The 26,065-nt window shown below is 39.3% G+C and carries 22 protein-coding genes; 10 read left to right on the top strand and 12 right to left on the bottom strand.

The genetic code is table 11. From position 1 onward, the window contains the following. Positions 1-2,616, bottom strand: a complete 2,616-nt coding sequence (locus IQ236_RS13825; RefSeq protein WP_193869797.1) for a beta strand repeat-containing protein — start codon at positions 2,614-2,616, stop codon at positions 1-3. A gap of 57 nt (positions 2,617-2,673) precedes the next feature. Between IQ236_RS13825 and IQ236_RS13820 the strand changes: the two genes are divergently transcribed. Then, on the top strand, positions 2,674-4,182 hold the full coding sequence (locus tag IQ236_RS13820; RefSeq protein WP_193869796.1) for a sigma-70 family RNA polymerase sigma factor: 1,509 nt from the start codon (positions 2,674-2,676) through the stop codon (positions 4,180-4,182). 293 nt (positions 4,183-4,475) lie between these two features. Here IQ236_RS13820 and IQ236_RS13815 read toward each other — a convergent pair whose 3' ends face one another. The 3 genes from IQ236_RS13815 to IQ236_RS13810 all read right to left on the bottom strand — a co-directional run bounded on the left by IQ236_RS13815 (position 4,476) and on the right by IQ236_RS13810 (position 6,323). Beyond that, the gene (locus tag IQ236_RS13815) at positions 4,476-5,180 is read right to left on the bottom strand and encodes a hypothetical protein (RefSeq protein WP_193869795.1); all 705 of its coding nucleotides are present in this window, start codon (positions 5,178-5,180) and stop codon (positions 4,476-4,478) included. 17 nt (positions 5,181-5,197) lie between these two features. Beyond that, the gene (locus IQ236_RS27755) at positions 5,198-5,380 is read right to left on the bottom strand and encodes a hypothetical protein (protein WP_228041626.1); all 183 of its coding nucleotides are present in this window, start codon (positions 5,378-5,380) and stop codon (positions 5,198-5,200) included. A gap of 139 nt (positions 5,381-5,519) precedes the next feature. Then, positions 5,520-6,323, bottom strand: a complete 804-nt coding sequence (locus tag IQ236_RS13810) for an ABC transporter transmembrane domain-containing protein (protein ID WP_228041625.1) — start codon at positions 6,321-6,323, stop codon at positions 5,520-5,522. A gap of 286 nt (positions 6,324-6,609) precedes the next feature. Here IQ236_RS13810 and IQ236_RS28430 point away from each other — a divergent pair, with 286 nt between their 5' ends. The 5 genes from IQ236_RS28430 (at position 6,610) to IQ236_RS13780 (ending at position 8,992) form a co-directional block, all read left to right on the top strand. Continuing rightward, positions 6,610-6,807, top strand: coding sequence for a hypothetical protein (locus tag IQ236_RS28430; protein ID WP_193869793.1), 198 nt, complete (start codon positions 6,610-6,612; stop codon positions 6,805-6,807). Positions 6,808-6,926: 119 nt separating this feature from the next. Further along, positions 6,927-7,187, top strand: a complete 261-nt coding sequence (locus IQ236_RS13795) for a response regulator (RefSeq protein ID WP_193869792.1) — start codon at positions 6,927-6,929, stop codon at positions 7,185-7,187. A gap of 45 nt (positions 7,188-7,232) precedes the next feature. Then, on the top strand, positions 7,233-7,970 hold the full coding sequence (locus tag IQ236_RS13790; RefSeq protein ID WP_193869791.1) for a hypothetical protein: 738 nt from the start codon (positions 7,233-7,235) through the stop codon (positions 7,968-7,970). Next, positions 7,949-8,623 (top strand): hypothetical protein, encoded by a 675-nt coding sequence (locus tag IQ236_RS13785; protein ID WP_193869790.1) that lies wholly within the window; start codon positions 7,949-7,951, stop codon positions 8,621-8,623. The genes IQ236_RS13790 and IQ236_RS13785 overlap by 22 nt, the downstream gene beginning before the upstream one ends. Positions 8,624-8,812: 189 nt before the next feature. Further along, positions 8,813-8,992 (top strand): macro domain-containing protein, encoded by a 180-nt coding sequence (locus tag IQ236_RS13780; protein ID WP_228041624.1) that lies wholly within the window; start codon positions 8,813-8,815, stop codon positions 8,990-8,992. A gap of 34 nt (positions 8,993-9,026) precedes the next feature. Here IQ236_RS13780 and IQ236_RS28330 read toward each other — a convergent pair whose 3' ends face one another. The 3 genes from IQ236_RS28330 to IQ236_RS13765 all read right to left on the bottom strand — a co-directional run bounded on the left by IQ236_RS28330 (position 9,027) and on the right by IQ236_RS13765 (position 10,334). Further along, positions 9,027-9,347, bottom strand: a complete 321-nt coding sequence (locus IQ236_RS28330; protein ID WP_193869813.1) for an IS630 transposase-related protein — start codon at positions 9,345-9,347, stop codon at positions 9,027-9,029. A 133-nt stretch (positions 9,348-9,480) separates the two neighbouring features. After that, complete coding sequence (locus IQ236_RS13770; protein WP_407676154.1) at positions 9,481-9,867, bottom strand: nSTAND1 domain-containing NTPase; 387 nt, start codon at positions 9,865-9,867, stop codon at positions 9,481-9,483. A gap of 122 nt (positions 9,868-9,989) precedes the next feature. Continuing rightward, positions 9,990-10,334, bottom strand: a complete 345-nt coding sequence (locus IQ236_RS13765) for a hypothetical protein (RefSeq protein WP_193869788.1) — start codon at positions 10,332-10,334, stop codon at positions 9,990-9,992. A gap of 574 nt (positions 10,335-10,908) precedes the next feature. On the opposite strand from IQ236_RS13765, the gene IQ236_RS13760 reads away from it, so the two are divergent. Then, positions 10,909-11,169, top strand: a complete 261-nt coding sequence (locus IQ236_RS13760) for a hypothetical protein (RefSeq protein ID WP_193869787.1) — start codon at positions 10,909-10,911, stop codon at positions 11,167-11,169. A gap of 7 nt (positions 11,170-11,176) precedes the next feature. On the opposite strand, the gene IQ236_RS13755 is transcribed toward IQ236_RS13760, so the two are convergent. The 5 genes from IQ236_RS13755 to IQ236_RS13735 all read right to left on the bottom strand — a co-directional run bounded on the left by IQ236_RS13755 (position 11,177) and on the right by IQ236_RS13735 (position 22,026). Further along, the gene (locus tag IQ236_RS13755; RefSeq protein WP_193869786.1) at positions 11,177-17,338 is read right to left on the bottom strand and encodes an nSTAND1 domain-containing NTPase; all 6,162 of its coding nucleotides are present in this window, start codon (positions 17,336-17,338) and stop codon (positions 11,177-11,179) included. Positions 17,339-17,451: 113 nt separating this feature from the next. Further along, a complete protein-coding gene (locus IQ236_RS13750; RefSeq protein WP_193869785.1) occupies positions 17,452-19,575 on the bottom strand; it encodes a caspase family protein in 2,124 nt (707 codons plus the stop codon). 73 nt (positions 19,576-19,648) lie between these two features. After that, entirely contained in the window at positions 19,649-20,290 is a 642-nt protein-coding gene (locus IQ236_RS13745; protein ID WP_228041623.1) for a lysozyme, read from the bottom strand. Between the two features lie 88 nt (positions 20,291-20,378). Beyond that, positions 20,379-20,891, bottom strand: coding sequence for a hypothetical protein (locus IQ236_RS13740; RefSeq protein WP_193869784.1), 513 nt, complete (start codon positions 20,889-20,891; stop codon positions 20,379-20,381). Positions 20,892-20,973: 82 nt separating this feature from the next. Then, complete coding sequence (locus IQ236_RS13735) at positions 20,974-22,026, bottom strand: C39 family peptidase (protein ID WP_193869783.1); 1,053 nt, start codon at positions 22,024-22,026, stop codon at positions 20,974-20,976. Positions 22,027-22,310: 284 nt separating this feature from the next. Between IQ236_RS13735 and IQ236_RS13730 the strand changes: the two genes are divergently transcribed. From IQ236_RS13730 to IQ236_RS13720, 3 genes are all read left to right on the top strand, one after another. Beyond that, positions 22,311-23,672, top strand: coding sequence for an AAA-like domain-containing protein (locus IQ236_RS13730; RefSeq protein WP_228041622.1), 1,362 nt, complete (start codon positions 22,311-22,313; stop codon positions 23,670-23,672). 91 nt (positions 23,673-23,763) lie between these two features. Further along, complete coding sequence (locus tag IQ236_RS13725; RefSeq protein ID WP_193869782.1) at positions 23,764-24,822, top strand: carotenoid oxygenase family protein; 1,059 nt, start codon at positions 23,764-23,766, stop codon at positions 24,820-24,822. A 43-nt stretch (positions 24,823-24,865) separates the two neighbouring features. Further along, positions 24,866-25,942: a serine/threonine-protein kinase gene (locus IQ236_RS13720; RefSeq protein ID WP_193869781.1), complete on the top strand. Its 1,077-nt coding sequence runs from the start codon at positions 24,866-24,868 to the stop codon at positions 25,940-25,942. Positions 25,943-26,065: the final 123 nt, after the last annotated feature.

The raw sequence follows: 26,065 nt of genomic DNA, 5'->3' as shown, positions 1-26,065 counted from the left end.
TTATTCGGTTAAGCAAGACTCAGGAATTGGGGAAAAATTATTAATGGTAGTGGTAGGTTTAGAAGCCACTAAGACAACTTGATTTTTATCATTAATTATCCAACCTGTAGCTTCCACAAGGGGATGAGGATCAAGGGGTTGTGAAGTTATATTTTGTTTATTTTCGGGTTGATCTAAGGGATTGACTGTTACCCAATCAACGGATATAATATTATTACTTTGGAGGGGTTGTGTCGGTAAAGTTGGTAAACCGCCACGCCCAGTAACAGTAAAGGAATTGCCTCTAGTCGCGGGACAACCTCTAGCAATCAATTGTGTCGGATCAAGAACATCAACGGGTAATTCAACTAATCCCGAACTGGGGTCAAAATCGGGCGTGTTAACGGTTACAATTCCTTCGAGTTGAGGGCCTCCTTGTTGGGAAATAGCCGTGATGTCGCTGGTCGGTAATTGTCGAGGGTCGAGAGCATTGGCTTCTTCAGTTTTTAAGGATGCTTGTAATTGTGATCTCGTGCGGGGAGTTGCGCCAAAAATCCCTTGTGCATTAATCGCAATTTGACCCCCTCTACTTTGTTCAGCATTTGCGGTAATATCGCTATTTTCTAAACCGACTAAAAAGCCGTTATTTAGGTTTAAATTAATATTGCCACCTGTTGCATTACTTCCTAACGCATTAGTGGTGAGGGTACTGTTATTTTGCAGTAATAATAATTCTCCTTGAAGGTTAATATCGCCTCCACTATCTCCTCCGGTAGCATTAGTCGTAATACTGCTATTATTAAGGGTGAGAATGGGCGATCGCAATTCAATACTCCCCCCACCCCCTTGAGTATTCGCATTGATACTGCCCAAATTGTCTAAATTAATCGAATCAGCCTTAATATTAAGTGTACCTGCGGGTTCCAAACTTTCACTGCGTACAGTTACTGTCCCGCCATCTTGAAGGATTAACCGCCCCGTTTCTATTGTTATATTCCCTGGCGCTCCCGTCGCTTTCTCTCCCAAACTACTCGCATATAAACCACTAAAAAGGAGACCATCGGCTGTTTCGCCGCGTGCTTCTATCGACTCGGATGCCCTCACCATCAAATTCCCAGCGTTCCCCACGCCAAATGTTCCTACCGCCACGACGGCTCCATCTTCAACAATTAAGCGTTTCGTTTCGATGGTTAAATTCCCCCCATTTCCCGTTGTTTCTGGAAAGAAAACTTGGGTAACTATTCCACTAACTGAGGTGCTATCAGCACCAAAACCCCTCACTTCTACCGACTCCGATGCTCTGATCATGACATTACCAGAGTCCCCTCGGCTAAAAGTCCCCGCCGCCACGACTCCCCCATCCTTAACGATTAAGCGTCCCGTTTCAATGGTTAAATCGCCACCATCTCCCGTCACTCCTGGCTGAACATTCGTAAATAAACCACTGGGAAAATTAGCAATGCGTTGCGTTCCACTAACTTCCACTGACTCAGCAGCCTTAACCGTTAACGTTCCTCCCTGTCCGTCCCCTCTTGTCCCCGCAGCAATTTGCGCTCCTTCTCGGAGAATTAATCGCCCTGTTTCCATATTAATATTTCCGCCAATTCCTGTTCCTTCAGCACTGACAATGGCTAAGATACCACTGGCGATATCCCTGGGACTAACACCTGTAGCTTCCACCGCTTCAGAGGTTTTTATGGTGAGGGTTCCGGCTGAATCACTACCTGTTTTCAGAGCTAAAATAAGTGAGCCTTCACTCAGGGTTAACCGTCTTCCTTGTACCTGAATATTGCCACTGGCTGCACCACTAACATCAAGGGAAGCAGCTTGTAGTAGGGTGATATCCTGAAAATTTTGTACCATTTCATAACCTAAAACCCAACTGGGATGAGTGAGAGTGATATAACTGTTAGAATTCACACTTCCTACTTCGATTCGTCCCCCTTCGGCGGTGAGATTTCCTCCTTGTAATCTGACTTCCCCGCCAACGAGCGCTAACGTTTGATTGTCATTAACTCGTAGTCCATCGGGTCTATTATCTCTAGTGAGTTCTGTTTCTGGGGTTCCCTCGTTTTTTAGATTCAGATTATGGCCTGGCCCTTGCACCATAATTCTTCCAGGGTTTGTGCCGTATTGTAACCCCAGGGGGACATTGATACTCAATAAAGGGGTAATTTGAGGATTTGTGGCGCTAAATTCTAAGCCATCCGCAAACCAAATACTATTAGCGGTACTCCCGAAAAATGAACCTCCGATGTCTAACTTGGCATTCGGCCCAAATATCAAACCGTTGGGATTAATTAAAAATAAGTTAGCGATACCGTTAGCTTGAATTAACCCATCAATATTGGAGATAGAGTGACCCGTTACCCGACTAAAAATATTTTGAATATCAGTGGAATTATTGAAAAATCCGATCCCATTTGTCGGAATAGAAAAGGACTCAAAACTATGAAATAAATTTGTCCCGGCGACTGTTCCTCCCTCAATGATATGGGTATTACCCTGCTGCACCACCCTGGAATTGATGGGTAAAGTAGCATCTGGGATAATTTGGGCTGTTGTTGGATGGGAATACAACAGGTAAAAAAGGATACTGCTGTTGAAAAATGAAAGGCGAACGAGAGGCAATTTCATGAAATAGCTTGGGTAGAATCAGCTTTTAGAGTTATATTAGCTAAAAAAGTGAATTTTATGAACAAACGAGATGATATTGTCCAGAAATTCTCGACTTTTCTCAGCTTTGGCGACCATAAAGCGATTTGGCAAGCTGACGCCCAATTAGAACGTCGGATGAAATACCTAGTGGAGTCAGATCCAGAGGCTAAAGCCGAGTTTTGGGCTAGACATTTTCTGACAATTTTTAGAAATCTATCTCAAGAGGGATGCCAAGAATTTACTGAGTTTGATAATAAAAAACTCTACAATTATACTGATTCCATTACTACCACCCGTTCTAAAGCTTTAGAAATCCCAAGTTTAATAATAGCTAGACATTTATCCGCTTATTTACAAGAAGCTTGTCTTTGGGCTGCTCAAAAAAGTTATCATAAATATAAATTTATTCGCTATAAATATCCCGTTGAAGAATATTTTCAGATGGCTTCTTCCTTCGCCCATCTTCCCGCTAAACTTCTCAAAAATTTTAATCTTGAGCACCCTCGCAGTAATATTGAGGGTTATGCTAGAACCGTATTATTTCGGTTGATTAGAGATCAACTTTATCAACAAGATTTAGAAGTAAAAAGAGAAAAATTTAGCGATTATGGGTTATTAAGGGTTTTAAATGCTAAAGAATTAAAAGAATCGTTATTATCTTATGGAATTCAGCAATCTAAACTGGATTTATATCAAATTGTTTGGCAATATTTTAATGAAATTTACCCGGATCACAAAGAGGGTTATAACTGTAATTTAGAGTTGGATAATCCAGAAATTTTAAGACAAATTGCTGAGTCTTATAATCAGCGAATAAATCAGCTAAATTTATCAGAAAAAGTAGCTCAGGAAGATACCATTCAAGAAATGCTGGCAATTTGTATCAAAGCCGCTAGAAACTATCGAACTAAGCAGTTTATTCCCCTTGAAGAGTATGATAATATTTCTGATCTTAATCCAACACCTTTAGAGATTGTAATTCAGCAGGAAGAAACACAGCAGATTCAGTTGATAATTTCTAAATTGTTTGCAAATCTTCCCGAAGTTGGACAAATTATATTGATTCTATGGCAAGGTTTAGAGTTAACTCAAAGTGAAATTGCTACAGTTGTTAAAAGTCAGTATACAGACTTACAAAAACAGTATCAAGTTGCTCGACATTTAGCCCGATATACTAAGACTCTTTTAAAAGAATTTGTCATTGAATGGAATCAAGTTAATCCGAGCCAAGCCATTCAGGATGAACAAAGTTTAGAAATCATCAAAGCAGCGTTAGATGAATGTTTACAGTTGCATTGTCAACAGTTAGTAACTTCAATTTTGCAAAATGCTATTCATGGAATGAACGAGGGTAATCAATTGTTGGTTTTTACTTCAAAAATAAATAACATTAGTGATGATATTTCCAGAGTAAAGCAAACTCTAATAAACCGTTTTATTTTTAATTTAGAAGTTGAGTTAAATTTGAACAAAGATACGCTTTTTCTAGCGAAAAACAAAATCTCTAATTTTGTAGAAGAAGTGCTAATTTCTATAAAACATTAAGATTGCTTATCAATTGTTTGTTTAGATAAATGTATAAATTATTTAACAGCTAAAATCAAAGCTTTGGTACTATTTGAGAAAAATTTATCCTCAATTTGTCCAACACCTGCATAAAGCGATCGCAGCCCTACCCATTAGATCAGTAGAGGAGTTATTAACCTAAGTTTAGGTAACAACTTCTCTGGAAACAGCACACTTACATACTCAAGGAAATCAACAATGGAAACCAACTTTCAACCCCCATCAACCTCGATGTTAGAATTAACCGCTAATGAGGTGGAAAACGAAATCAATCAAGAATTAAATGACTCTGAATTGGATGCGATCGCTTCTAAGGGATCTTTCACCCGATTTAAGAAGTCAAATTGAGCGGGAGGATGAATAGTAATCCCCATGGCTCGACCGACTGCACCCGCAGCCATAAGTAGAGGTGTTCCTTCTATAAATAATTCAGTTTCGCGTGGATGTAATACCGCCGTTAACTCTCCTAAAGCCGTTTTTTTGACTTGCTTATTCAAATATTCTCGTTCCTGAAATCGTTTAAATTGTTCTTGTTTTTTCTGAATTTCTGCTAAGTTTAAATAATCGAATAAAAAATTATGAAATTGAGCAATTTTTGAGACGGAAATTTTTAGGTTTAACTCTAGGGGGAAATCTTGAATTTCTAATTCTTGCCAATGGTTGATCCAATTGGATAAAAGAGTTGAGTTAGAGCGATCACCAACTTGAATTTGATTAATAAAATCATTTATATTGATAGAAATTAATTCTGCTTCTTCTAGTGCGATCGCTAGAATTCCTCGCCTATCTTTTGGAGTTGCACCCAATAATACTTCCCCAGCATTAACACTGAATAAATATCGACGGCTCCCTAAAGGTTCATTTTCATCAAAAAGAGTCGTAAACACCGCTAAATAACCAGATTTAACAATCCATATTATTTGCGGATTATTTAACAATAGGGGTTGATTACCTTGAATTTTATTAAAATTAGCCATTGCGTTTTTTTGTATCCTTACATTGTGTGAATTAAACGAGCATAAGTTCCTTCTTCTTGGCATAATTGTTCATGGGTTCCCCGTTGTACAACCTTGCCGTTTTCTAAGACAATAATTTCATCGCAATCACGAATTGTACTCAGGCGATGAGCGATAACAATACAAGAACAACCCCGTCGTCGTAGGTTGCGATCAATCATTAATTCTGTTTCTGCATCTAAAGCACTGGTGGCTTCATCTAAGACTAAAATAGCCGGATTTCTAACTAAGGATCTTGCAATTTCTAAACGTTGTCGCTGTCCGCCACTGAGGTTGATTCCCCCTTCTTTTAAAACAGCATTATATCCCCCTGGAAGATTTAAGATGAAGTCGTGAATAACTGAAACTCAAATTTTCAATTAAAGGCAGATCTAAGCGATTATAGCCAAAGCTAACATTACGAAATTCTACATACCCTTCAAGTTGAAATGAGTCTTGATTAAAGGTAAAAAATTGAGGATTATTTTCTCTTTCAACTTCTAAATCAACCGGATTTTGCAACACATCATCCAGTCGGTTTAAATCTGCTTCTAATTCCTGTAGGGTACTGCCAAAATTAACGAGATTATTAACAGGGATTAAAAATTGCTGAGTTAGACTTTGATAAGCAATTAACATTCCAATTGTTAAGCTACCATTCATCACTCGGAATCCTCCCACAATTAAAATAGTAGTAGTCGCTAAAGCTGTTAAAAATGTAGGTAATATAGATAGAATTTGAGTGGGTAATGCTAATGCTTGTTGAGCGTTCAACATTTTTGCATAGTAACCTGCAAATTTAGCAAATAAATCGGATTCTAAACCACTGGCTTTAACGGTTTCAATGGCTTGAATTCCACCAACTGCAACACCAACTACTTTCCCTGTTTCTTGTGCAAGTCTAGTATTAATATCAATACGACTACGGGATAAAAATTGCAAGGTAAAGAAGTTTAAAACAGCAAAAACAATCGCAATACTTGTTAATATTTTATCATAAAAACCCATGATTACAGCATAAAATACCATCATAAAACTATCAATCACGGTTGTAGCGAGTCTTCCTGATAAAATATCTGCAACTCCAGGATCTAAACAGGGGAATGATATAAGAAATGGGTGCAACTTGTCCGATTTGGACTCGAACTTGGGCGGTAGTTCCCGCAGAAATTGTTAGAGAAGGCCCCGTAGAAGACGACCATTTATAACCACTAATATTACTTTTATCAGGTTCTAATTCAACAAAAACCTGTACAAGAGAGGTTTGATTGGTCAATAATCGCTATTTCCTGCCCTTTTTTAATTACATCTCCCGACTCAATTTTTAGATGTAAAAGTTGACCTGCACTGGGTGCTTGAAACTGCACAAGATGGCGGGGTCGAATTAATACCCCTTGACCTGTAACATTCAGTGAAAAAATTAAGAAGCCGAAGATTAAATAAAATCAAGAAAGCATTAGGTGGAAAAGCAATTACCGTAGTAGTAGATGAAACAGGAGATCGGAAAAAAGGGAATAAAACTCAAAATATGTGGTATGAAAATTTTTATTCAGTTTATGCAAATTCATCGTTTGAAAAAATTATGGATTTGGGACAAAAAGGAAGCTAAGAGAGAAAAGGGATTTAGAGGCTAGAATCCCTATATATCAAGTATTGTAGCGACAGGCTGCACCTGATGACACGAACCTTCTATTTTCGCCAAGTCCCTACAAGCCATCTGCAAATCTTATGCCAGAGCAACCTTTAAAAATTTTGATTATTGACGATCATTGCCTGTTGTTAAATGGAACAATTGGTTTAGTGAGCGATCGCTTTCCAGATGCCCAAATCTTCTGGGCGCAAACCGTCCAGAATGCTCTCACCCAAGTCAGGGAACATTTACCCAATCTGGTGATTGCAGATTTGTCCATCCCAAAAACATTAGGAACAGAGGCGTGTATTGAGAACGGATTAGGTTTACCCTCGAATTGGAGCGAATATCTCCACTGATGTTACACATTACCCGGCACTATTGTAAATACGATTAAAAGCCTTTTGAAGGAACGATATAAACAGGGCTTTCCAATTATTAAAGAAATTATTCAAAATGCTAATGATGGGGGTGCAACTACCTTAGATTTTGGTATTGTTCAAGGATTAGATCAATCTGATAACCATCCTTTACCTCTCCTAAAACATCTTAAAACTATCAGATTTTTTATATCGGAAAATTCTGGGCATCTGAAACAGCAATTTTCTGTGTCATTGGATAATAGTTTATTATCGCGCTGTATCTATCCTAATAATAAAATTGAAAATATTGAGTCTAAAGAAAATAAATTACAAGGAAAAGTTAGTTTAAGCTCAGAGAATATAAAAATTAGTTTTGCAGGGATAGAACGAGTTTTACCTGCCCAGGATTTTACATTATTACTGGGTCAAAATCCTAATAATATTTCTCAGTATTTCTGGACTGATTTACAGCAATCTCAATTTTGGAGTAAAAGATCTTCAATTAATGAAGATGGAGATAATGAAAGTGTTCCTGATAAATCAATTCCCCATTGTGCCGTTGTCTTTACTCAGCAACCTTTAGGAAATAAACCGAAAGCAAGGTTAACTCTACAGTGGTCTGTTTTTCTTCCCTTGGCGAGTGAAGATAATCATTTACAACAAGAAGAAGCAGAACAAGAAGCTCATGAGGAAATTGACTGCAATGGGGATAAAAATTACACCCTGTTTCTTCATGGTTACTTCTTTTCGATATTCAAGTGGCAAAAACTTTTTTGTTAGAAGGTGCTCCCTATGTAATGAGAATGTTAGGAATACATGAACGTAGTCCAATTATTAAAGATATTTTAAGCCAATGGGATGATTTACGACATCAGAAGGCGGACTTAAAACAGCAGAAAAAATCCGTAGAAAATATTGAACGGAAAATTGAACAATTAGTGTTTGATTTATCGAATTTATTAGAAACAGAATCGGCTGAAGCAGAATCCCTTCGAGATGATTTGTTGCAAGCGGTCAGAGCCAAAATTAGTCTACATGGATACCGTCCCCAAAGCATTCCTTTTGAATTATTTCAAAATGCTGATGATGCGGTTATGGAGTGGATGCAAATGTCCGAGGAACAACAACCCGAAACCGCCAGAAAAGAGTTTATTATCATTGTTAAAAAAAATCAGCTTTTATTTATCCATGCGGGTAGACCCATCGGTTGTTTCCAACATCCGAATTATCCTGAAAAACAATATCGCCAGAGAGGGTTTGATCGAGATTTAGAAAAGATGCTTACCTTCAATTTTTTTATGAGCCGGAAGTTGCACAATTGGACAGCTTGTTCTACCATAATAATCCTTCTGTCAGAATTCAACAGGATAATTCGTTTATTACGGTTGATATTGAGAATTATGCTAATAGTAACAAGATTCAAGGAGAATTAAAACTTCGTTTTAGTCCAGATCCACCTTTATCCCGACAAATTTTATCAGATTTTAGTGATATCTCAAAAATTTCTTTAGGAGAATCAATTGAAATTATTTCTTACCGTTGTATTAAACTAGAGTGGAAACCTAATACTTACATGAGCGTCTATTTTCAAGAAAATGATCGAGATTGGCTAATTTACACAAATGAGCATTGAAATTATTAAAGGAAACTTATTTACATCACAGTGTCAAACTTTAGTCAACACAGTTAACTGTGTTGGAGTCATGGGAGCAGGTATTGCTTTAGAATTTCGCTTGCGATACCCAGACACGATTATCAAATCCCGCTTCATCTACATCAACTTTTCTGTTATTCTCTATTAATGTTAGTTTTTGAAGAAATTCTTGCCTTTTTTCTTCATCTCTTTCCTGATACCCATAAGTTTTTTTTTCGACTTATACCCAGTTTTCGACAAGCATAACTAATATTTTGTTGGGTCGCTCCCGACCCCCATAATTCCGCCATTTGTTTTTGGGTTTTGTCGCTATTTTCTTTGACAAATTCTCTAAATTTTTCCAGATCCTGAATTTTCGGTTGAGTTCCTACTCCTACAGGTCTCGTGGCTTGATAGTCTCCTGTTTCGCTTTCTTTTTTTAGCCATAGATCTAATGTATTGCGACTAATCTTAAAAAAACGACTTACCTGTGTTTTCTTTTCCCCTCTCTTAACTGCTGCGATGCGCCAGCAGGCGCGGCTAGCGCCATCGCCTTTGAGCGTAAATCGTAACTATAAGGTGCAGGCATAACTATATTTCCTTATTTAGCTATTAGTGCATCTTATCATACTTTCGTCCTAACCATAGCGCGTAGCGCTATAACTCCCCCATCAATACCCGTCGCCTTGTATCTCGATGCTGTTCACTTCGCACAGAACAGTCATCTAAGCGAGTCAGACGGATAAAAATATTCCTAACTTGCTCTTGTTCTTGAGGAGACAATTTATGATAAAAATCATCTGCTGTTTTTGCGATCGCCTCTTGCACTTTTCCAATCTCCTGATACTCATCACAGAGAAGCCAGCGCCCATGTCGCCGTCTCCACAACTGCCATAAAGCGTGTTGCAACAACGGCATCGCCCCAGGTTCTCCTACCACATCTTGCAGCATTAAATCTCTTAATCCCGCCTCAAACCGTAATCTCACGTGAGTCGCTTCGGGACAGCATTGCTTCCTCGCAAGCGTTTGAGCCGTTCTAGGAATTCTGAAGCGGTGAACCGTTCAACACAGTTATCTTTTGTTGACCAAAATAGAGAAGTGTCTCCATTAATAAACTTACCATGACAAACGATATGGAGTAGGGTGTAATGCTGCTGGGTTAACTGCTAACAAAAGTTATCTAAAGTAGGTATATTAATACTATTTTCAGCAAAAGCCAAAATATCGCAAGGTATATTACCTAATGCCGTTTTCACACTTTCTACTGTTGCTTGAACATCAAAAGGATGTAGGCTGTAACGCTCTAAATCTTGGGGACTGGTAACAACAATAATAGCCCTTAAATCTTGCTTACCAATGGGGGGAAAACAGCGATCTGTACTGCTGGGGAGATAGAGGGAAAACGGAAACCTTTGATGCAGTGCTAAAAATTGCCAATTTCCTTCAACAGGAGCGCAAAGTCTTTGCCAGTAAAGAGTTTTGAGTTCTTCATCTTCAACAAAAAGTAGCACCCGCAATCCGTTAGGACTGTTACTTGAATGTTTTGTTGGTCTGCGTGTTGAGATGCCATTGCTTTAATCCAGTTGTTGTACTGGTTTTTAGCGGAGGGAATGTCACCTAACCATCCATGACTGAAGATAAAAACATCCGTAATCGGTTCATGACTTAGGAGAGCAGCCAATTGTTGGCTTAATAATCCATTGGGTTCGGTACGTTCGTTGCCTTGGGCATCAAAGGCAATCAAATAGTAATTTAAGGAGATTTCGGGTAGGGTTTCTAATGGCATGGATCTATTAAAAATATTCAGCGAGAAAGAGTGAAGTTTATAGCCAATCTAACATTTAAGTAAAAACGGTTTCCACTGGGAGAGAGAAATTCGACATAAAGGAACCGGGACAAATTTAACGAGATTCTGCACAAACTTAATTATAAGTTAGTCAGTGATAGCCCAGCTGTTATAGTAGAGAATCTTCATGTCAAAGGCATGGTTCGTATCTCAACACTGTCAGTATTCAAGCGGCTTATTCCTGACTGAAACTGCCTCGAAAACAACAAAAACAAATCTTAGATTTAATAGCTACAGGTGTGGCTCGGACTCCCAAAGAAGCTGCCCTACTGCTCGCCGAAGAAGCCAGTCTTGATGACCCCCGCTTGTTTGTATCGGGGGACTACGCCATTGTTAACATTGACCCGAACTTAACCTTTGCTCCCTCTGATCAGCGCTGGAATGGGTATTGGGGACGGGTGGAAGGCACAGGAACTTCTGGGTTGATTGTGCTGAACTTGGGGAGTGAAGTTCTGCAATTTTATAGCCGAGATTTAGTAGAATTTGATGATGTGCAATAGTGTAACCTTACTCAGATATAGGCTCAAAATCGTACCCATATTTAGAGCGAGATTTGGAATTAGGTTGAATCTTGACAAGTTGGATGTTCTGATTGCGATCGCCGAATTGATTAAACTTAACTTCCCCTGTTCCACCCTTTGCTGTAAAGTCTTTTGAACGCAGGCTTTGAGCTAATCCTTCACGGGTAGGATTATTTTTAAGTCCTTCAATTAAAGCTATAGTAGCATCGTAAGACATTGCAGTTCGCCAGTTAACATCTGCTTTCCAAAGCTCCCTCGAAGTTTCTGGAAAATCGTTTTGAGAGGCTAAAATGTGCCAGGGGACAGCAACAACCATTTCATCTGCATCTGCTCCACCATCTTTTAATGTTTTAGGTGTATAAACATCGTCACCACCCAAGAGGGGAAGCCGTTGCTTGTTTGCTTTCACGACTTTAAGGGCATCATCTAGTTCTGCTGTATTTGGCAGTAATATTAGCACCTCAGCACCACTCTCAATAGATTGTTCTACACTTTGATCTGCATTAAAATTGGGAGCAGATAAATCAAATATTAACTGGCTTGATACTTCTCCTCCTTCTTCACGAAGAAACTTGATAAACTCAGACTTGAGAGATTCGCTATAACCACTTTTAGAATTATAAAAAATGGCTGCTTTCTTCTTCTTTAAAGTTTGCAGCATATACTCTGCTAATGATTTTGCTGCAACAGAATCACTGGGAACAGTCCGAAAGATGTATTTACCAAAATCTGTTAGCTTCACAGAGGTAGTAACTGGGGAAATTGCTACCAGTTTTCCTTTTTCATAAACCTGTCCTGCTGCTAGAGTGACATCACTGGCATAATGTCCTACTACTCCTAGTACATCAGGATTTTTGACCAATTCTTCGGCTATTTTCTTGGCAGTATCGGGTTTGTTGTTATCATCAGCGATTAATATCCGCAATGGGACTTTATTAATACCCCCAGCTTCGTTAATTTCCTTTTGAGCTTGAGCAACTCCTCGCAGGATTTCTAAGGAACCGTTGACATCATTACTAATAGGAACTGATACTGCAATCGTGTATGATTGTAACTGTTTATTTTCTTTTTGTTGAGCTTCAACTTTAGCATTATTTAGGTAGATTCGGGATTCTGGGTCATTAAGGTTTTCCTTCAGGTAAGTGCTTAGGTCTTTTACAGCTTGCTCAAAATTACCAACAGCGATCGCTTCGACTCCAGCCAGCTTATTAGAATTTGTTAGGGTTGGTACTAGGATTTTGTCACCCATGCTCATTTTCCCTTGCTTTTCAGGTTCATTAATACCGTCGCAGAGATGGCGATCGCCCTCACTAACATTGAGATTATTCTGCAAATAGTCACGCACGCGATCGCAACCTTTAGAGAGTAGTTCATCGAATTCTCCCAGCCGCCACAACTCAGTAGTACCATCTTCTCCAATCACAGCCAGCATAATGTTATCAGGGCTAAGGCTAAGATTTTTGATCTGTTTATCTGAGGTAAATTCCATCAATTTTTCGCCATTCAAGTTCCATAAACTGATGATGTTACCTGAAGCAGTCAGAAGTAAGCTACCATCCTGGCTAATCTTGACCAAATTAAACTCATTTCCATCTTGCCGTCCTGGGATCAAGTTAGTTGAGTTTCCCGAAAAGTCTAATAAATCAACATTTCTAAAAGCTGCACCTGCGTCTCCATCACTCACAAAACTAAGTAATAGTGGCTTGCCGTTGGATTGAAAACTAACACCTCGGACAGTATTAGTGGATATATTTTGTTTTAACTGGTTTCCTTTGGTATCCCATAATCGGACTAGAGTGTCGTCTAATGTTTGACTTTCGTTATTTGGATTGTTAGCACCGCCATCACCTATAGTGGCTATTTCCTGACTATCCTGCCTCCAACTGACATTCGTGACCTTATTGGGATGTGCTTTGAATTCGTTTTTTTGCTTGCCCTGCAAATCCAACAAGCGCACCATACCACCATCTCCTGTGGTAGCAATTGTCTGACCGTTGGGGCTAAAACTAACACTTGTGACTTTGGGAAGCCCTGTAAATTTCTTGATCTGGTTGCCTTGTAAGTCCAACAAGCGCACAACACCTTCTGAATCTGTAGTAGCAATTGTCTGACCATCGGGGCTAAAACTAATACTTTCTACTCCCTTTTGAGACAATGGGGATTTGGATAACGGCTGTTTCTCTAAATCCCATAACCTGATTTTTCCGTCATCCCCAAGAGTAACCAGTTGCTTGCCATCAGAAGTAAAAGTGGACATCTTCACTCTGCCTTGAGGCAATTTGAATTTGCTCTGAACCTCGCTGCTGTTAGGCTTCAACAAGCTGACAGTACCATCAACTCCCGTCATAGCTAATTGATTACCATCTAAACTAAAACTGCCTCCCTGACTAATTCTTCCTGGTATGTTTTCTGGTTCGGGTGACTCCGAAAAGTTCCACAGGGCGGCGTTTTCTGACTCTTGTCCATAAAACATCATCGCTTGCTTGCCATTGGAACTCAAACTAACTTCCCTTAAATCCCTGTAGCTGTTTGTGAAGCTTTTCAGTTTTTGAGGCTGTTTACCTGAGAAATCCCAGAGCGTCAGGGCATCTTTATCACCTAATGTCGCTATTAGTAGTTTATCAGTGGATTTAAAACCAATTCCAACTATCTGTATGTTTTTTGGGAGTGAAAATTCTCTTATCATTGCCCCCTGTAAATTCCATAAACGTACAGACTGATCATTTCCAACAGTAACGATTGTGCTGCCATCGGGGCTGAAACTGACGCGCTCAAGACAATAATTCGCGTCGCTACATTTGTGTGCTTCAAATTCTCTTAACTTATTGCCTTGTAAATCCCACAATCGAACTGTTCCATCTTGGGTTGCAGTAGCAAGTTTGCTGCCATCTGGACTGACATTAATACCCCCCGGAAATAGATCTTCTTGTCCTTGTAAATCAGCTACTAATTTTCCATCTTTATTCCACAAGCTAACTTTTTTATTCTCACCTTCTGATGCGATAATAAATAACTGGTTTTCGCTATTTAAAAATATACTATGTACAATACCTGAAGGTGCATCCCATCGATTGATCTCTTTTACGCTATAGGACATATTTCGCAGAGTTTGTTCCACTTGACTATGTAGGTCATTGCTAGGTAAAAATATCTGCTTAATATTTTTACTACTACGGAGGCTATCGACCAAAGCATTTAACTGTTCATTGATACGAAAGTTTGCTTCAGCAGATGATCTAGAGGCACTAACTTGACCTATCTGGGCGTTTCGCTGTCCTATCAGAGCGGCAATGGTTAACCCACTCAATCCCAGCATAACTGCGATCGCAATCCGCCACCGCCAACTAATATTCTGGCGTTTTTGCAAAACACTTTGCTGCACAAACTCAGCTTCTATCTGGTTTAACCAGTTATTATCGGAATTGAGTTCTTGATCCAATACATCGAGATAAGGATTCGCATTCCATAAAAATTGTACAGGTTTCTCTCTCGAACGCTCTGGCTGATTCTGCGATCGCAGTAAAAGTCGGGCAAATTGAGCAGGAACTTTATTCAGATTGTTTTCGATTGGGAACCAGAATCGTCGATCTAACCAATCCAAAACCGAACCAGTCTTATCTAGAATCCCTTTTGGCTGTTTTTTGTACTTATTTTTAACGCTATCCCACTCCAAAGCAGCAGGCGTGAGTCGCCGTTGCAAGAGCAAATCTTGATACTTCTCCTCTAGCCATTTCTGTAATTTATCCCACCCTTTAACTAAAAAATCATGGGCAGGCTCTACATAAGGTTTTCCCGTCTCTTGTCCACTAACAATGAGGCGAGCCTTATCAAGAGATTCTAGGACTACTTTTACTCGCTGATTTTCTTCCTCATTTAGTTGGGTTGGCTCTTGCTTGTTGGCGTAATTCAATTCTGATAATGGCACCCGTCGCCGCACTGGTTCCCCACCTTCGAGCGCCACCATCCGCAACATCACCCGACGCATGGTGTCTCTGTGAGTATCATCCGGTAAACTATTATAGATTTCGTTTGCTGTGCGACTCAAGGAACCTGCTATACCACCCTGCTTGTAGAATTCTTTATCTACAGTTAAGGCACGTTCTTGCTTACCATCTTTTACCCATGCTTGATGCAGCTTAATATAAAGTTCGCTGAGGGTAAATGATAACAACGGTAGAGCCCCCGGCATTTGACTCACTTCATCAATCAGCTGATTAACTAAGTTAGCTGGCTCGAAGTATAATGCCATTTCAGCTGCTGGCTGCTCAATTGCCTGCCGTAACTCATCCAAATTCATAGCTCGAACTGGAAAACGTGCTTCTGCCCAATATTCTTTAAGTGCAGATTCAATAAACCGAGGCTCAAAGTCAGAACGCAAAGTTAACACAATATGAAGTTGCGGACAGTTCTTTAAAGCGTTGATAAGCAGTGCTAAAAACTGCTTCTGAATATCCTCTTTCTGTTCAGTTTGGTTGATAGCAGGATTTACCTGGGGACTCATCGTGATTAACTCTTCAAATTGGTCAATTGTCAGTAGGAGTTTGCGATTCGGATTGGTTTGACTCCAACTAGACAAAATCTGGCTAATATATTCAGGATTTTCCTTTAAGTTATTAGCCAACTGATTGAGTTCATTCTGAATTTGAGTTCTTAGGTTTTTTAACTGCGTTGACTCTTCAGAAGAATTGCATAATTGTACAAAATCGTTAAAACTTTCTTCCAGCAGTAACAATTTTTCCAATAGTGTAGCATCGTTCCAAGCTGTAGCTAGGGTTTCCCTTTTTTGCTCTGATTTTTTCTGAGCCTCTTCTTCTTTCCTTGCCTGTAAAGCCTTATCGAGGAAAATAACCTGGTTTAACTGCTCTGTTAATTGAGTTTTCACGAGCGGAAAAATTGCCTTTGCTAAGGCATTAAAGGGAGATTTACCTGGACGCATTGGTTTTAAAATCTCCCATTGATGTGCATAAGTTATAGGCAGAAATTTGAGAGGAATATCGCGATTGACTTTCAAAATTGCCAAAGTAATTATGTAAGCATAAATGAGAGTAATATCGAACGAACGTAAATGAGAAATCAATCCGGCTTTTACTAAGCTTGATTTACCGGAACCCGATATTCCTAAAACAACTGTTAGTTGTTGTTCGGGTCGAGATACTGGTCGAGACACTCGAACGGATAATTGGTTAACTAGCTGTTGTCTGCCAAAGAAGAAACGTGCGTGTTTTTCGTCAAAGGATTGCAAACCTCGGTAGGGATTGTTATTTTCATCCAGTGGGGGAGCAGGTTTTAATTTCTCTGGTACAAAACCGGGTACAGTAAAAATAAATTCACCTCGAATATGCTTTTGCAACGGCCAAAGTCCAGGGGTTTGTAATTCACTCAAACCATCTTTATTGAGCAAATTCTTCGACAAATACAAATAAAGTTCCGTTGCTGTAATTACCCCATCTCCTGTAAAATCTGCCTTCATATCTTTCAAGCCATTAATCAGAGCTTTAGCAAAAGGAGAATGGAGAGAATCAGGATCGATTCCGCGTTGTTCATCAGTATGGTCTAAAGCTTCTTGATCATGAGCAGCAGAGGTAATAGCTTGCCAAGCTGGATAGCGAATAAAGCGGTCATAATGTTCTCGGTGAATTGTTTCTAACGCTGAAATAACATTTCTACTACTTGACCAACGAAAATTTCCTGCAAAGCAACAATCGAGAATTACTAACAAATGATGACATTCAAGTTTAGACAGCGCTTCATTCAGCTTTTTCATGCGTAGATGAGTCTCTTCCTTTTCTGACTTAGCATCTTGAGGAACTAGAAATCCTGCGGGCCCATCTTCAAAATTACGAGCAGTTCCATGTCCAGCAAAGTAGAATAGTAAGCGATCATTTTGTGTCGGTTTAATTGTTTTGGGTAGTGTTTCAAACAAAAGTTGATTGAGTTCTGCCAATGTTGCTTCAGCTGTTGGTTTAGCCTCATGGGGAAACAACCGAATAACTTCTTGATAGTTGTATTCTTTTTCTAAAAGATCGGCGATCGCTTTAGCATCATTAACAGCCGTTTTAAGGGAGTGAATTCCATTTTGATAATTGTTGATCCCGATAACGACAGCGATGTTGCGATCAAAATTTGTTCTGTTTAGATTCCAATTCATTGTTTGATCCTGACCTAAATTTACAAAAGAGAGAAGGTGCATCTTAACAGTTGTTAAATCATTCCCTATTTAGATGCACCTAACAAAACAGTTCTACGTTGAAGCTTTGGCAATTAGTTTTGACTGCTGATCCCTTTTTTCACAACCAGTGTTACCTGTTCTGTTGTCCATTCATAACTAGCAGAAACCGCAGAATTAACATTTTTTGTTGGCGGAGCATCTTCACTCGCAAAGTAAGCTGCTAAGAATTGGGAGAGGGGAGTGGTTGCTTTTCCTGCATTTTTAGGTTGAATGGGTTTATCTAATGGAGGTAGTTCTAACCAGTCAAAGCTAGTAGCATCAACTGTGGCAAAAACTTTAAGAAAATCTGACCCTGACCCTTCCTGATCACCATTAGGAAGACTGGTTTTAATTGGCCAAAGAATTTCACGCCCTTGATCTAAAGGTTCAAAAGCTGCACCCGTTGGGTAGCCTTTTTGAATACTCCAATCCTGTTGAACTGCCAATATAGTAATATTGAGAGTTTGAAAAGATTCGTTGCGAATCCGCAAACAAGCGAATTGATCGACATCAAGAGTGGGTATGTTATCCGAAGTGTTAAAGGGTTTTAATTCCAGTGGATCGCCCGGTTCGTAATTAGCGGGTAAAGCGCATAATTCTACTTTGATTTTCCCTTTCAGAGGAGACTGAGGATCGTGGTTTTCTAAATCTATAGTGGCGCGATATTTAGACAAATGCACTAAGCGTTTTACTACGGTAATCGCCGCATTTGGATCACCCACTTTAATCGCTGGTCGCAAATTAGCAACGGGTTCTCCAGCACTATCGAAAATTACATATTCATCGGCTTTGATAGATACCTGATAATCAACAGTTTCTGACGATGAAACTAATTCCACCCAACCCTTACCTTCTGACATTGCCAATTCAACAGCTTGCAATGCTGTTTCTGAAGATGGGTCTTTTTCCTGGGGTATTAATAAACGAATCTTACGCACAAGTTGGGTATTAGGAGACAGCAATAAAGCGCAACAACTCGAATCAATATCCTCTATTTTGCTTTGTCCAAACATTCCGGTAATCGTCGCCCAGGAAGTTCCGCCACCGAGTTTCGTAATTTTAACTAATGCTAATCGCTGATCGATCTGAGTCAAATCTGCGATACCAGGATAGATAGCAAATTCTGCACCTTTACGCAAACCTTGCGCTTGACCTGCGTTTAACTTAACCTGTTTATTCTCTGAATCAACCTCGATTACCGATACCGTTAAGTCGGGGGAGGCGAAGTCATTTCCGAAGAAACTGCGATCGCTTTCGCCTTGCAACATCGGTGTTTGTTTTTCAAACTGGCTGTGAATTTTACCAAAAATGTGATTGTGAAGTATTTTGGAAGTAACTTTTGTTCCAAATTTCTCTAAAGACCTTAATAGCCAGTAAGTCAACGCTCCATGACGTTCTCCATCAAAATCTGTCTCGTAAGCATACTCATTGTCTCGACAAGCGGCGAATAAAGTATAACCTTTGGGTTCAGGTAGCCAACCACTACTGGTAACGTTGCGAATATTCTTGTTGTTCTGTGCCAAACTTTGCCAAGTTTGAGCCAATTCATCCGCAGAAGCGACTAAACTTTCTGTGAGTCGTGGTGTTGTGTCAATCTCACCCCCTTCTGCTCGGCGAATATCACAATTATCTCCAAGGTTTCGGGAGGCTCCGCCAGAATGACAACTATCGAGAGCAACTGTAACCACTAATCCTTTTTCTACCATATCCTGTAGGAGTTTTGCTAACTCAAGGTCGCGGACATAGCGAGCTTCCGAGTTACCAATATCCGTAGGAACTAGAGACTCATCAACTCCATTCTCTCCTTTGAGTTTGGGATAAATGGTTGTCGCACGTCCTCCGTGACCGGAGTAGTGAATGTACACTTGATCTTGAGGTTGAGCCTTCTCAGTAATTTCCTTAAACTTGGCGACTATATTTTCATAAGTAGGCCACAATTCTTTGGGTTCCGATGGTTCAAAAGAATATTGAGTATGAGAAGCGGTTAGTTTGATAATCTGCGTTTCGGGTACTTCTAGTCTGTTTTTCAAAAAAGCCTCTACGCTGTTGATGTCTCGGACACATCCTTTCAGGTTCTTGTAGTAACTACCATCAGATAATTTATTAGGGAGGTAACAATCGATTCCGATGAGTAAAGCGTGGAAATTAGAGGAAGTTAAGTTGCTTGTGTTAGCCATATTTTTCAGCCTTTAGGGTTTAATTAAGAATGGGGTTAATGTTGATTAGTGAGTTGAGGGAAAACTTGAAGATTTAAAAAACTGTCCAATCTTGCCCTAAAAATAAGGCTCTTTCTGCTTTTCGGCGTCGAGTTAGTCCTTCTAAAACTTGACCCCCAGCTTTATTCCATCGGGGAAATTGATCCGCCGCGCCTTGAAAATCTCCTTGGTTTAACAGCTTTAATAAGGTTGATTGAAACAGAGAACCAGCACCGAGATTAAAGCAAAAAGAAACTAAGGCTGAGAATTGATTAGAATTAATCGAAACTTCCACTGCTTCTGTAACGGCTTCTTCAAATTCTTCTAAATCTTGACGCAGTAATTCTTCTGCTTTTGCTTCTGTAATAATCATTCCAGGTTCTACGGTTTTGGTGTGTCCGTATCCAATTGTCCACACATCAACAGCATCTTGATAGGCTTCTAATTCCATTCCTTCAAAGGATTTAATGAGCTTTACTCCTTGAGAATTAATTGCCATTCCGCCACGAGTCCCAACATCAGTAACAACGGGAGGAACTTGATCAACAGAAGCAATCGTAAAGGTTTCAGCGAGTGAGAATTGTAAGGCTTTTTGCAGTAATTTGATTTCTCCCTCAGTTGAAATGGCTTTAACGGCTAAACCATTTTTATATTCATAAATAGTGCCATTGGGAAAAATTTCTAGCATACGTTCCATTGTTTTCTCCTGGGTTATTGTTGTCTGAAAGGGTGATTGAGAATTTGATTAACTGGGTGTATTGCTACTTCTAGTCAAAACCAGTTGATTAACTAGCGGTTTCGGTTAGTTGGGGGGTCGAATTATCAACTTTAGTTTTCCACAGTTCACAAACGGTTTCAGAGGTCGCTGATGAAATCCCAGAGGTGGCTGAAGAAATGGTTTTTATAATTAGCACAGCCAAAATCACAGCAATAGAAGATGCTAATCCTAAATGACTGGCTAAAATAGGTGCTAATAAAACCGTAGCTTTCTCGGAATTTTCTTGGTAAATGGCTTGGATTTTTTGCTTCAATTCCTGATCACCAAATAGATCACTACACATCAACTGATAAGCTTTGACGTTTAATTTTTGAAAGAAGCGATCGCCTGCATTAATCGTTTCTTGATCAAACCCGCTTTTAGGAGTTGCAGTTAAGGCAGCTTCTAAACTATCTAAAGATGAAGCAGAACGAGAGGTTGATTCGTTGGCGAGTTCTTGTTCCTGAATGGCGAGTTGTGCCTTGAGGGTATCTTCATCCAGTTCTATGAGTTTTTGGGCGAATTCATTAGTAATAATCATCAATTTTTCCTTCGGTTTCTGGGATCAAATGAATTAGTTCTATTCAAGACAATGAAGAACTGTAAAATAGCAGCCAAGCTATCTAACGGGAAATAAAATGTACAAAAAACTGTCCGTCGGGAATGCAGGTATCTTTAATCATTCCGTAGGAATAATGAAGAAATTCACCCTTTTTATTGTTGCCATAGGGGTCATTGATATCATAACCTTCTGCAAACCATTCTCCATAGGGATCGTGAACAATAAACCCTTTGCTGTCATATCCAACTAAGACGATAATATGTCCACTTCGAGTAAAAAAGCCATGTACAACGGCTGGATTTCCATTCACTAACCAATCTTTTACTTGTTCAATGGTTGCTGTTGTCGTGAACTTATCTTTAGCTCCATAATTACGAACAATCACAGCCAGATCATCACCGGAATGACGACTTAATCCTTGATCTAACGCATATTGATAAAGCTCATCCTCAAACTGTCCCTGACTCTGTTTTCGAGAGATTTTGAGATACTCTAAACACATTGCGATCGAGGTAACATTGCAGGAACCCGTCGGGTTATGGAAGTTATCATTTTGAGATTTGTAAGGAACAGGTAATTTAATCTCATCCCGTCTTGGATAAACTTTAGTATTGCCTTCTAAAATCTCGGCGTGTTCTCCAAAAACGTACCAAGTCCAACTGTTGTTAATGGGTGTATCTGCTAAGGTAATTTTTAAATGACCCCGTTCTACCTCAAATGATGTAATTTTAAGGGTTTTACCGACTTTGATCTCCTGTTTTTCGATTGCTAGTAGGGTATTAGATTGTAAGGGTTTTGTTTTTAGGAGAGTATCTTTGATAATTTTAATCTGAATGAGTGCCGCACTTTCTCCGCCTCGTGCTGATACTTGATCAGATTCCAGTAATTCTTGAGCCGTTCTGCTTCCTAAAAATTCAGGTTCATAACAGCGTTTTAGGTTTTGAAATCGCTGCAAAGCTGCAATAGAAACAGTACCAAAGACATCTTCTAAATTGGAGGAAAGAAACCCTTGATTAATCAGAATTTCCTGAATTTGTGAGCTTAGATCTTGATCTTGTTGAAGATGATAGAAGTCATATTTTAGATTAGCTTCCAAGAAAGATTGCAAATTCATTTTGTATCCTCAGTTTGAATTTTAAAAAATTAGCACTGACTGATAATTGACTAAAGATATTAGAAATTAAATCATTTCCCGTTCAATTAAAAATTTTATTTTTAATTGAATTGTTTTTTAGGAATTAAATTGATTTGTAAACAAGATAGCTTTTAACCTCGAACTTATTCAACCTATAAATCTCATAAAAAACATCACTGAAAAGCTCATGATAAAATCCGCCATCAGTATATACTTGCCTACAAAAGAATATTCCAATAACCCTTAAGCCAATCTACAAGCCTATGATGAACTTAGATTTTGTTCTTAAAATCGTGAACCGTAAGCTGATTGAGAGTCAAAACCCTCCCCTGAATACGGCAGAAGATCTAATACTGCGAGGCATTTGGGAATACAAGACCTATAACGTCGTTGCTGAAGAAGCGGGCTACAGCCCCGGTTACTTTACTAATGTGGTTGCGCCGGAGTTGTTCCGACGACTTTCGGAAATTACGAACGAACGGGTTACTAAAAAAAACTGTCGGGCACTTTTGGAATCTTATGTTGCTACCTGGGGCATACCTGAGAAAACGTTACCCCGTCAAAATCCAGTCAGCTTTTCTGCAACGACTTTGCCGGATTTATCACCTTGCTTTCCCAGTGGAGCCGTTGCTCTGGGTTCCCCATTTTATATAGAACGTTCCCCCATTCAAGAGCAAGTTTATGCAGAAATTTGTAAACCAGGAGCCTTGGTGCGAATTAAAGCACCTCAAGAAATGGGTAAAACATCTCTACTCCTTAGAGTTCTAGACTATGCCCATCGCTTGGACTATCGCACCGTTAATCTCAATCTACAGCAAGTTGACCAAGCGATTTTGAAAGATGTAAATCGATTTTTGCGCTGGCTGTGCGCCAGTATTACCCGTCAGCTTGGCAAAGACTCTAACTTAGATAATTATTGGGATGAAGATATTGGCAGCAAAATTAGTTGCACTCTCTATTTACGAAATTATTTGCTAGAAACCATCGATTCTCCTCTTGTTCTGGCGTTGGATGAAGTCAACCAAATTTTTGAATATCCTGAAGTGGCGAAAGATTTTTTTTCTTTACTGCGTTCTTGGTATGAAGAAGCGAAAAGGCTACCTGTTTGGAAGAAGTTGCGCCTAATTGTAGTTCATTCCACAGAAATCTATGTCCCCCTACAGCTTAAGCAGTCCCCTTTTAATGTGGGACTACCCATTCAGTTAAACAGTTTCAGTTTAGAAGAAGTGCAGGAGTTAGCCAAACGCTATGGGCTTAACTGGGCTGATGGAGAAGACGCAAAACTTCTGATGGGTATGGTAGGAGGACATCCAGCACTCGTACACACAGCTATCTATCATCTAAGTCGTGGGGATGTAACCCTCACCCAACTGCTGCAAACTGCGCCCACATCCACTGGGGTTTATTCCAGCCACTTGCGGCGTCATCAAGCAATTTTGGAAGAACAGCAGGAGTTAGCGATCGCTTTTAATACGGCTATGACTACTCCTGACCCCGTACCATTAGAACCTATCCTAGCTTACAAGTTAAGCAGCATGGGGTTAATTCAACTAGATGGCAATAAAGCAATGCCCAGTTATCAGTTGTACCGAGAGTATTTCCAGCAAACCTTAAGAAAAAGATGAGATTGCTGATTAGCTACAAGTTATATGATACACCTTTTCTCACTTAACTTAAAACACATTTGTTAGCCTTGTAGTTTTAAAGGATAAAGCTATGGTTAGTGATTTTCCTAAAGTCCCGCGATCAATTATGAATGCCTATCGGGATGAATCTGCTATCGAAATGCAAATCTTTGATGGAAATCTGCCAGATGATTTGCAGGGTCACATTTTTATTGTTGCACCCGTTGGTACTGTCAGTTCTAAAGGTTTGCCAGATAAAAATGGCAACACATTTATGAATGGTGACGGAATGATTTATCGGCTTGATTTTGATCAGAAAGGAAAAGTGAGTTTGAAGCGAAAAATTGCCAAGTCACCCGATTACTGGGCTGACAAAGTAACCCATGATAATAATAATGAATTGCTAAAATTTCGGAATTATGGCCTTGTGAGATTTTCTGACTTGCTGGGCTTTCGCAATGAGTTAAATACAGCTTTTTTGCCTATAAAATTTCCGGGAGATCCCCATGAACGTTTACTCGTAACTTATGATGCAGGTCGCCCCTATGAAATTGACACAGAAACTCTCGAAGCAGTCACTCCAATTGGGGAAATGAAAGAATGGGAACCACTGATCAATCAACCTCCATATCCCTTTAAACCTATTTTAAGCACGGCACATCCGGCTTTTGATCCGCATAAATCCGAGATGTTTACGGTGAATTATAGCAGGTCACTCCCTAATATTTTAGGAATAGATAAAATCCTTGATGTTTTTAATAAAAAATTAGATGAGACATCCAGAGGAACGGATCAAGAAAGATATAAAATAGCTCTTGCTTTATTAAAAAAGATAATATTTGAATCGAATTTATGGACTAATAACTTTGCCAATCTGATGAGATGGGATGGCGTAAACTCCCTGCAAAAATGGCAGCTAATAAACCTGAATGGCTCACCCGTCAAAATTCGGCAAAGTATACATCAAATCGGAGTGACTCAAGATTATGTAGTGCTTATGGATACAGCCTTTGCGACTGGAATTGAGCAGGTAATCTCTAACTTTCCTGAAATTCCCCTAATCAAAGAGTTAGCCCGCTTTATACCGTCACCCGATACCATACTCTATCTTGTTGAGCGCAATAAATTACAAGAGAACGAAGAAATATAGCGTTTCTTATATCAATAAAGTACAACAATCTCAGGCTGTCATTATGATTACAGTTCTCGGATATAACATCAAAGAAAAAGTATACGCTGAAGGAAAAATTATTTATTACCGAGGGCTAAATCTACAAAATGAACAGTCTGTCCTGATTAAAATTCAGCAAATTGAATATCCAACACTGGAAGATCTTACTAGCTTTAGACAAGAATATAAAATCACTCAAAATTTAGCTTGCACAGGAATTATCAGACCTTATAAACTGGAGAATTATAAAAATGGTTTAGCTTTGGTTTTAGAAGATTTCGACGGTCAACCTCTATCTCAGTTAATCCAAGCTAATCAACTGTCTATCAAAGATTTTCTAACCCTTGCTATTTCTCTAGCAGAAACCTTGACTCAACTTCATAATCTATCGATTATTCATAAAAATATAAAACCTAGCAATATTTTCATTAACCCAAAAACAAATGAGGTAAAGCTAACTGGCTTTAGTCAGGCGATAACTCTACCCAAAGAGCAACAAACAATTAGCAATCATAAATTACTAGAAGACTCCCTTGCTTACATTTCACCTGAACAAACGGGGAGAATGAATCGTTATATTGACTACCGAACTGATTTTTATGCTTTGGGGATTACTTTTTATGAAATTGTTACTGGAACTGTACCTTTTAATTCTTCCGATCTGATTGAATTAGTTTACTGTCATATTGCCAAACAGCCAGTCTCCCCTTCAGAAATAGCAAATATTCCTGAAGCTATTTCAAATATTATCCTGAAACTTTTAGCGAAAAATGCTGAAGATCGATACCAAAGTGCTGCGGGACTTAAATTTGATTTAGAACAATGTTTGTTGCAACTCGAAACGAACGGAAAAATTGAAACTTTTGTACTCGGTCGGCGCGATCGCGGTAATCAACTGCTTATCCCGCAAAAACTTTATGGACGAGAGCAAGAAGTGGAAGCTATCTTAAATGCGTTTGCCAGAGTTACTCAAGGAACAACCGAGATCATGCTTGTTTCGGGTTACTCAGGGATTGGCAAAACCTCTATTGTTAATGAAGTTCATAAACCGATCTTACAAGCACGAGGGTATTTTATTTCCGGGAAATTTGATCAATAAGCTGCTACGCAGCTTGATTGTATAATAGAAAATTAAGCGTTTCAACGGAGATAGTCCCAAATGCCAGCGAAAAATCATCTATCTAAAGGGCAAAAAGAAAGATTGCTGAAAGAAATGAGAGAA

This window comes from Planktothrix mougeotii LEGE 06226 (assembly GCF_015207485.1).
Classification (GTDB): domain Bacteria; phylum Cyanobacteriota; class Cyanobacteriia; order Cyanobacteriales; family Microcoleaceae; genus Planktothrix.
The sequence above is the reverse complement of the archived record's forward strand: the minus strand, read 5'-3'. Positions and strand labels throughout refer to the sequence as shown.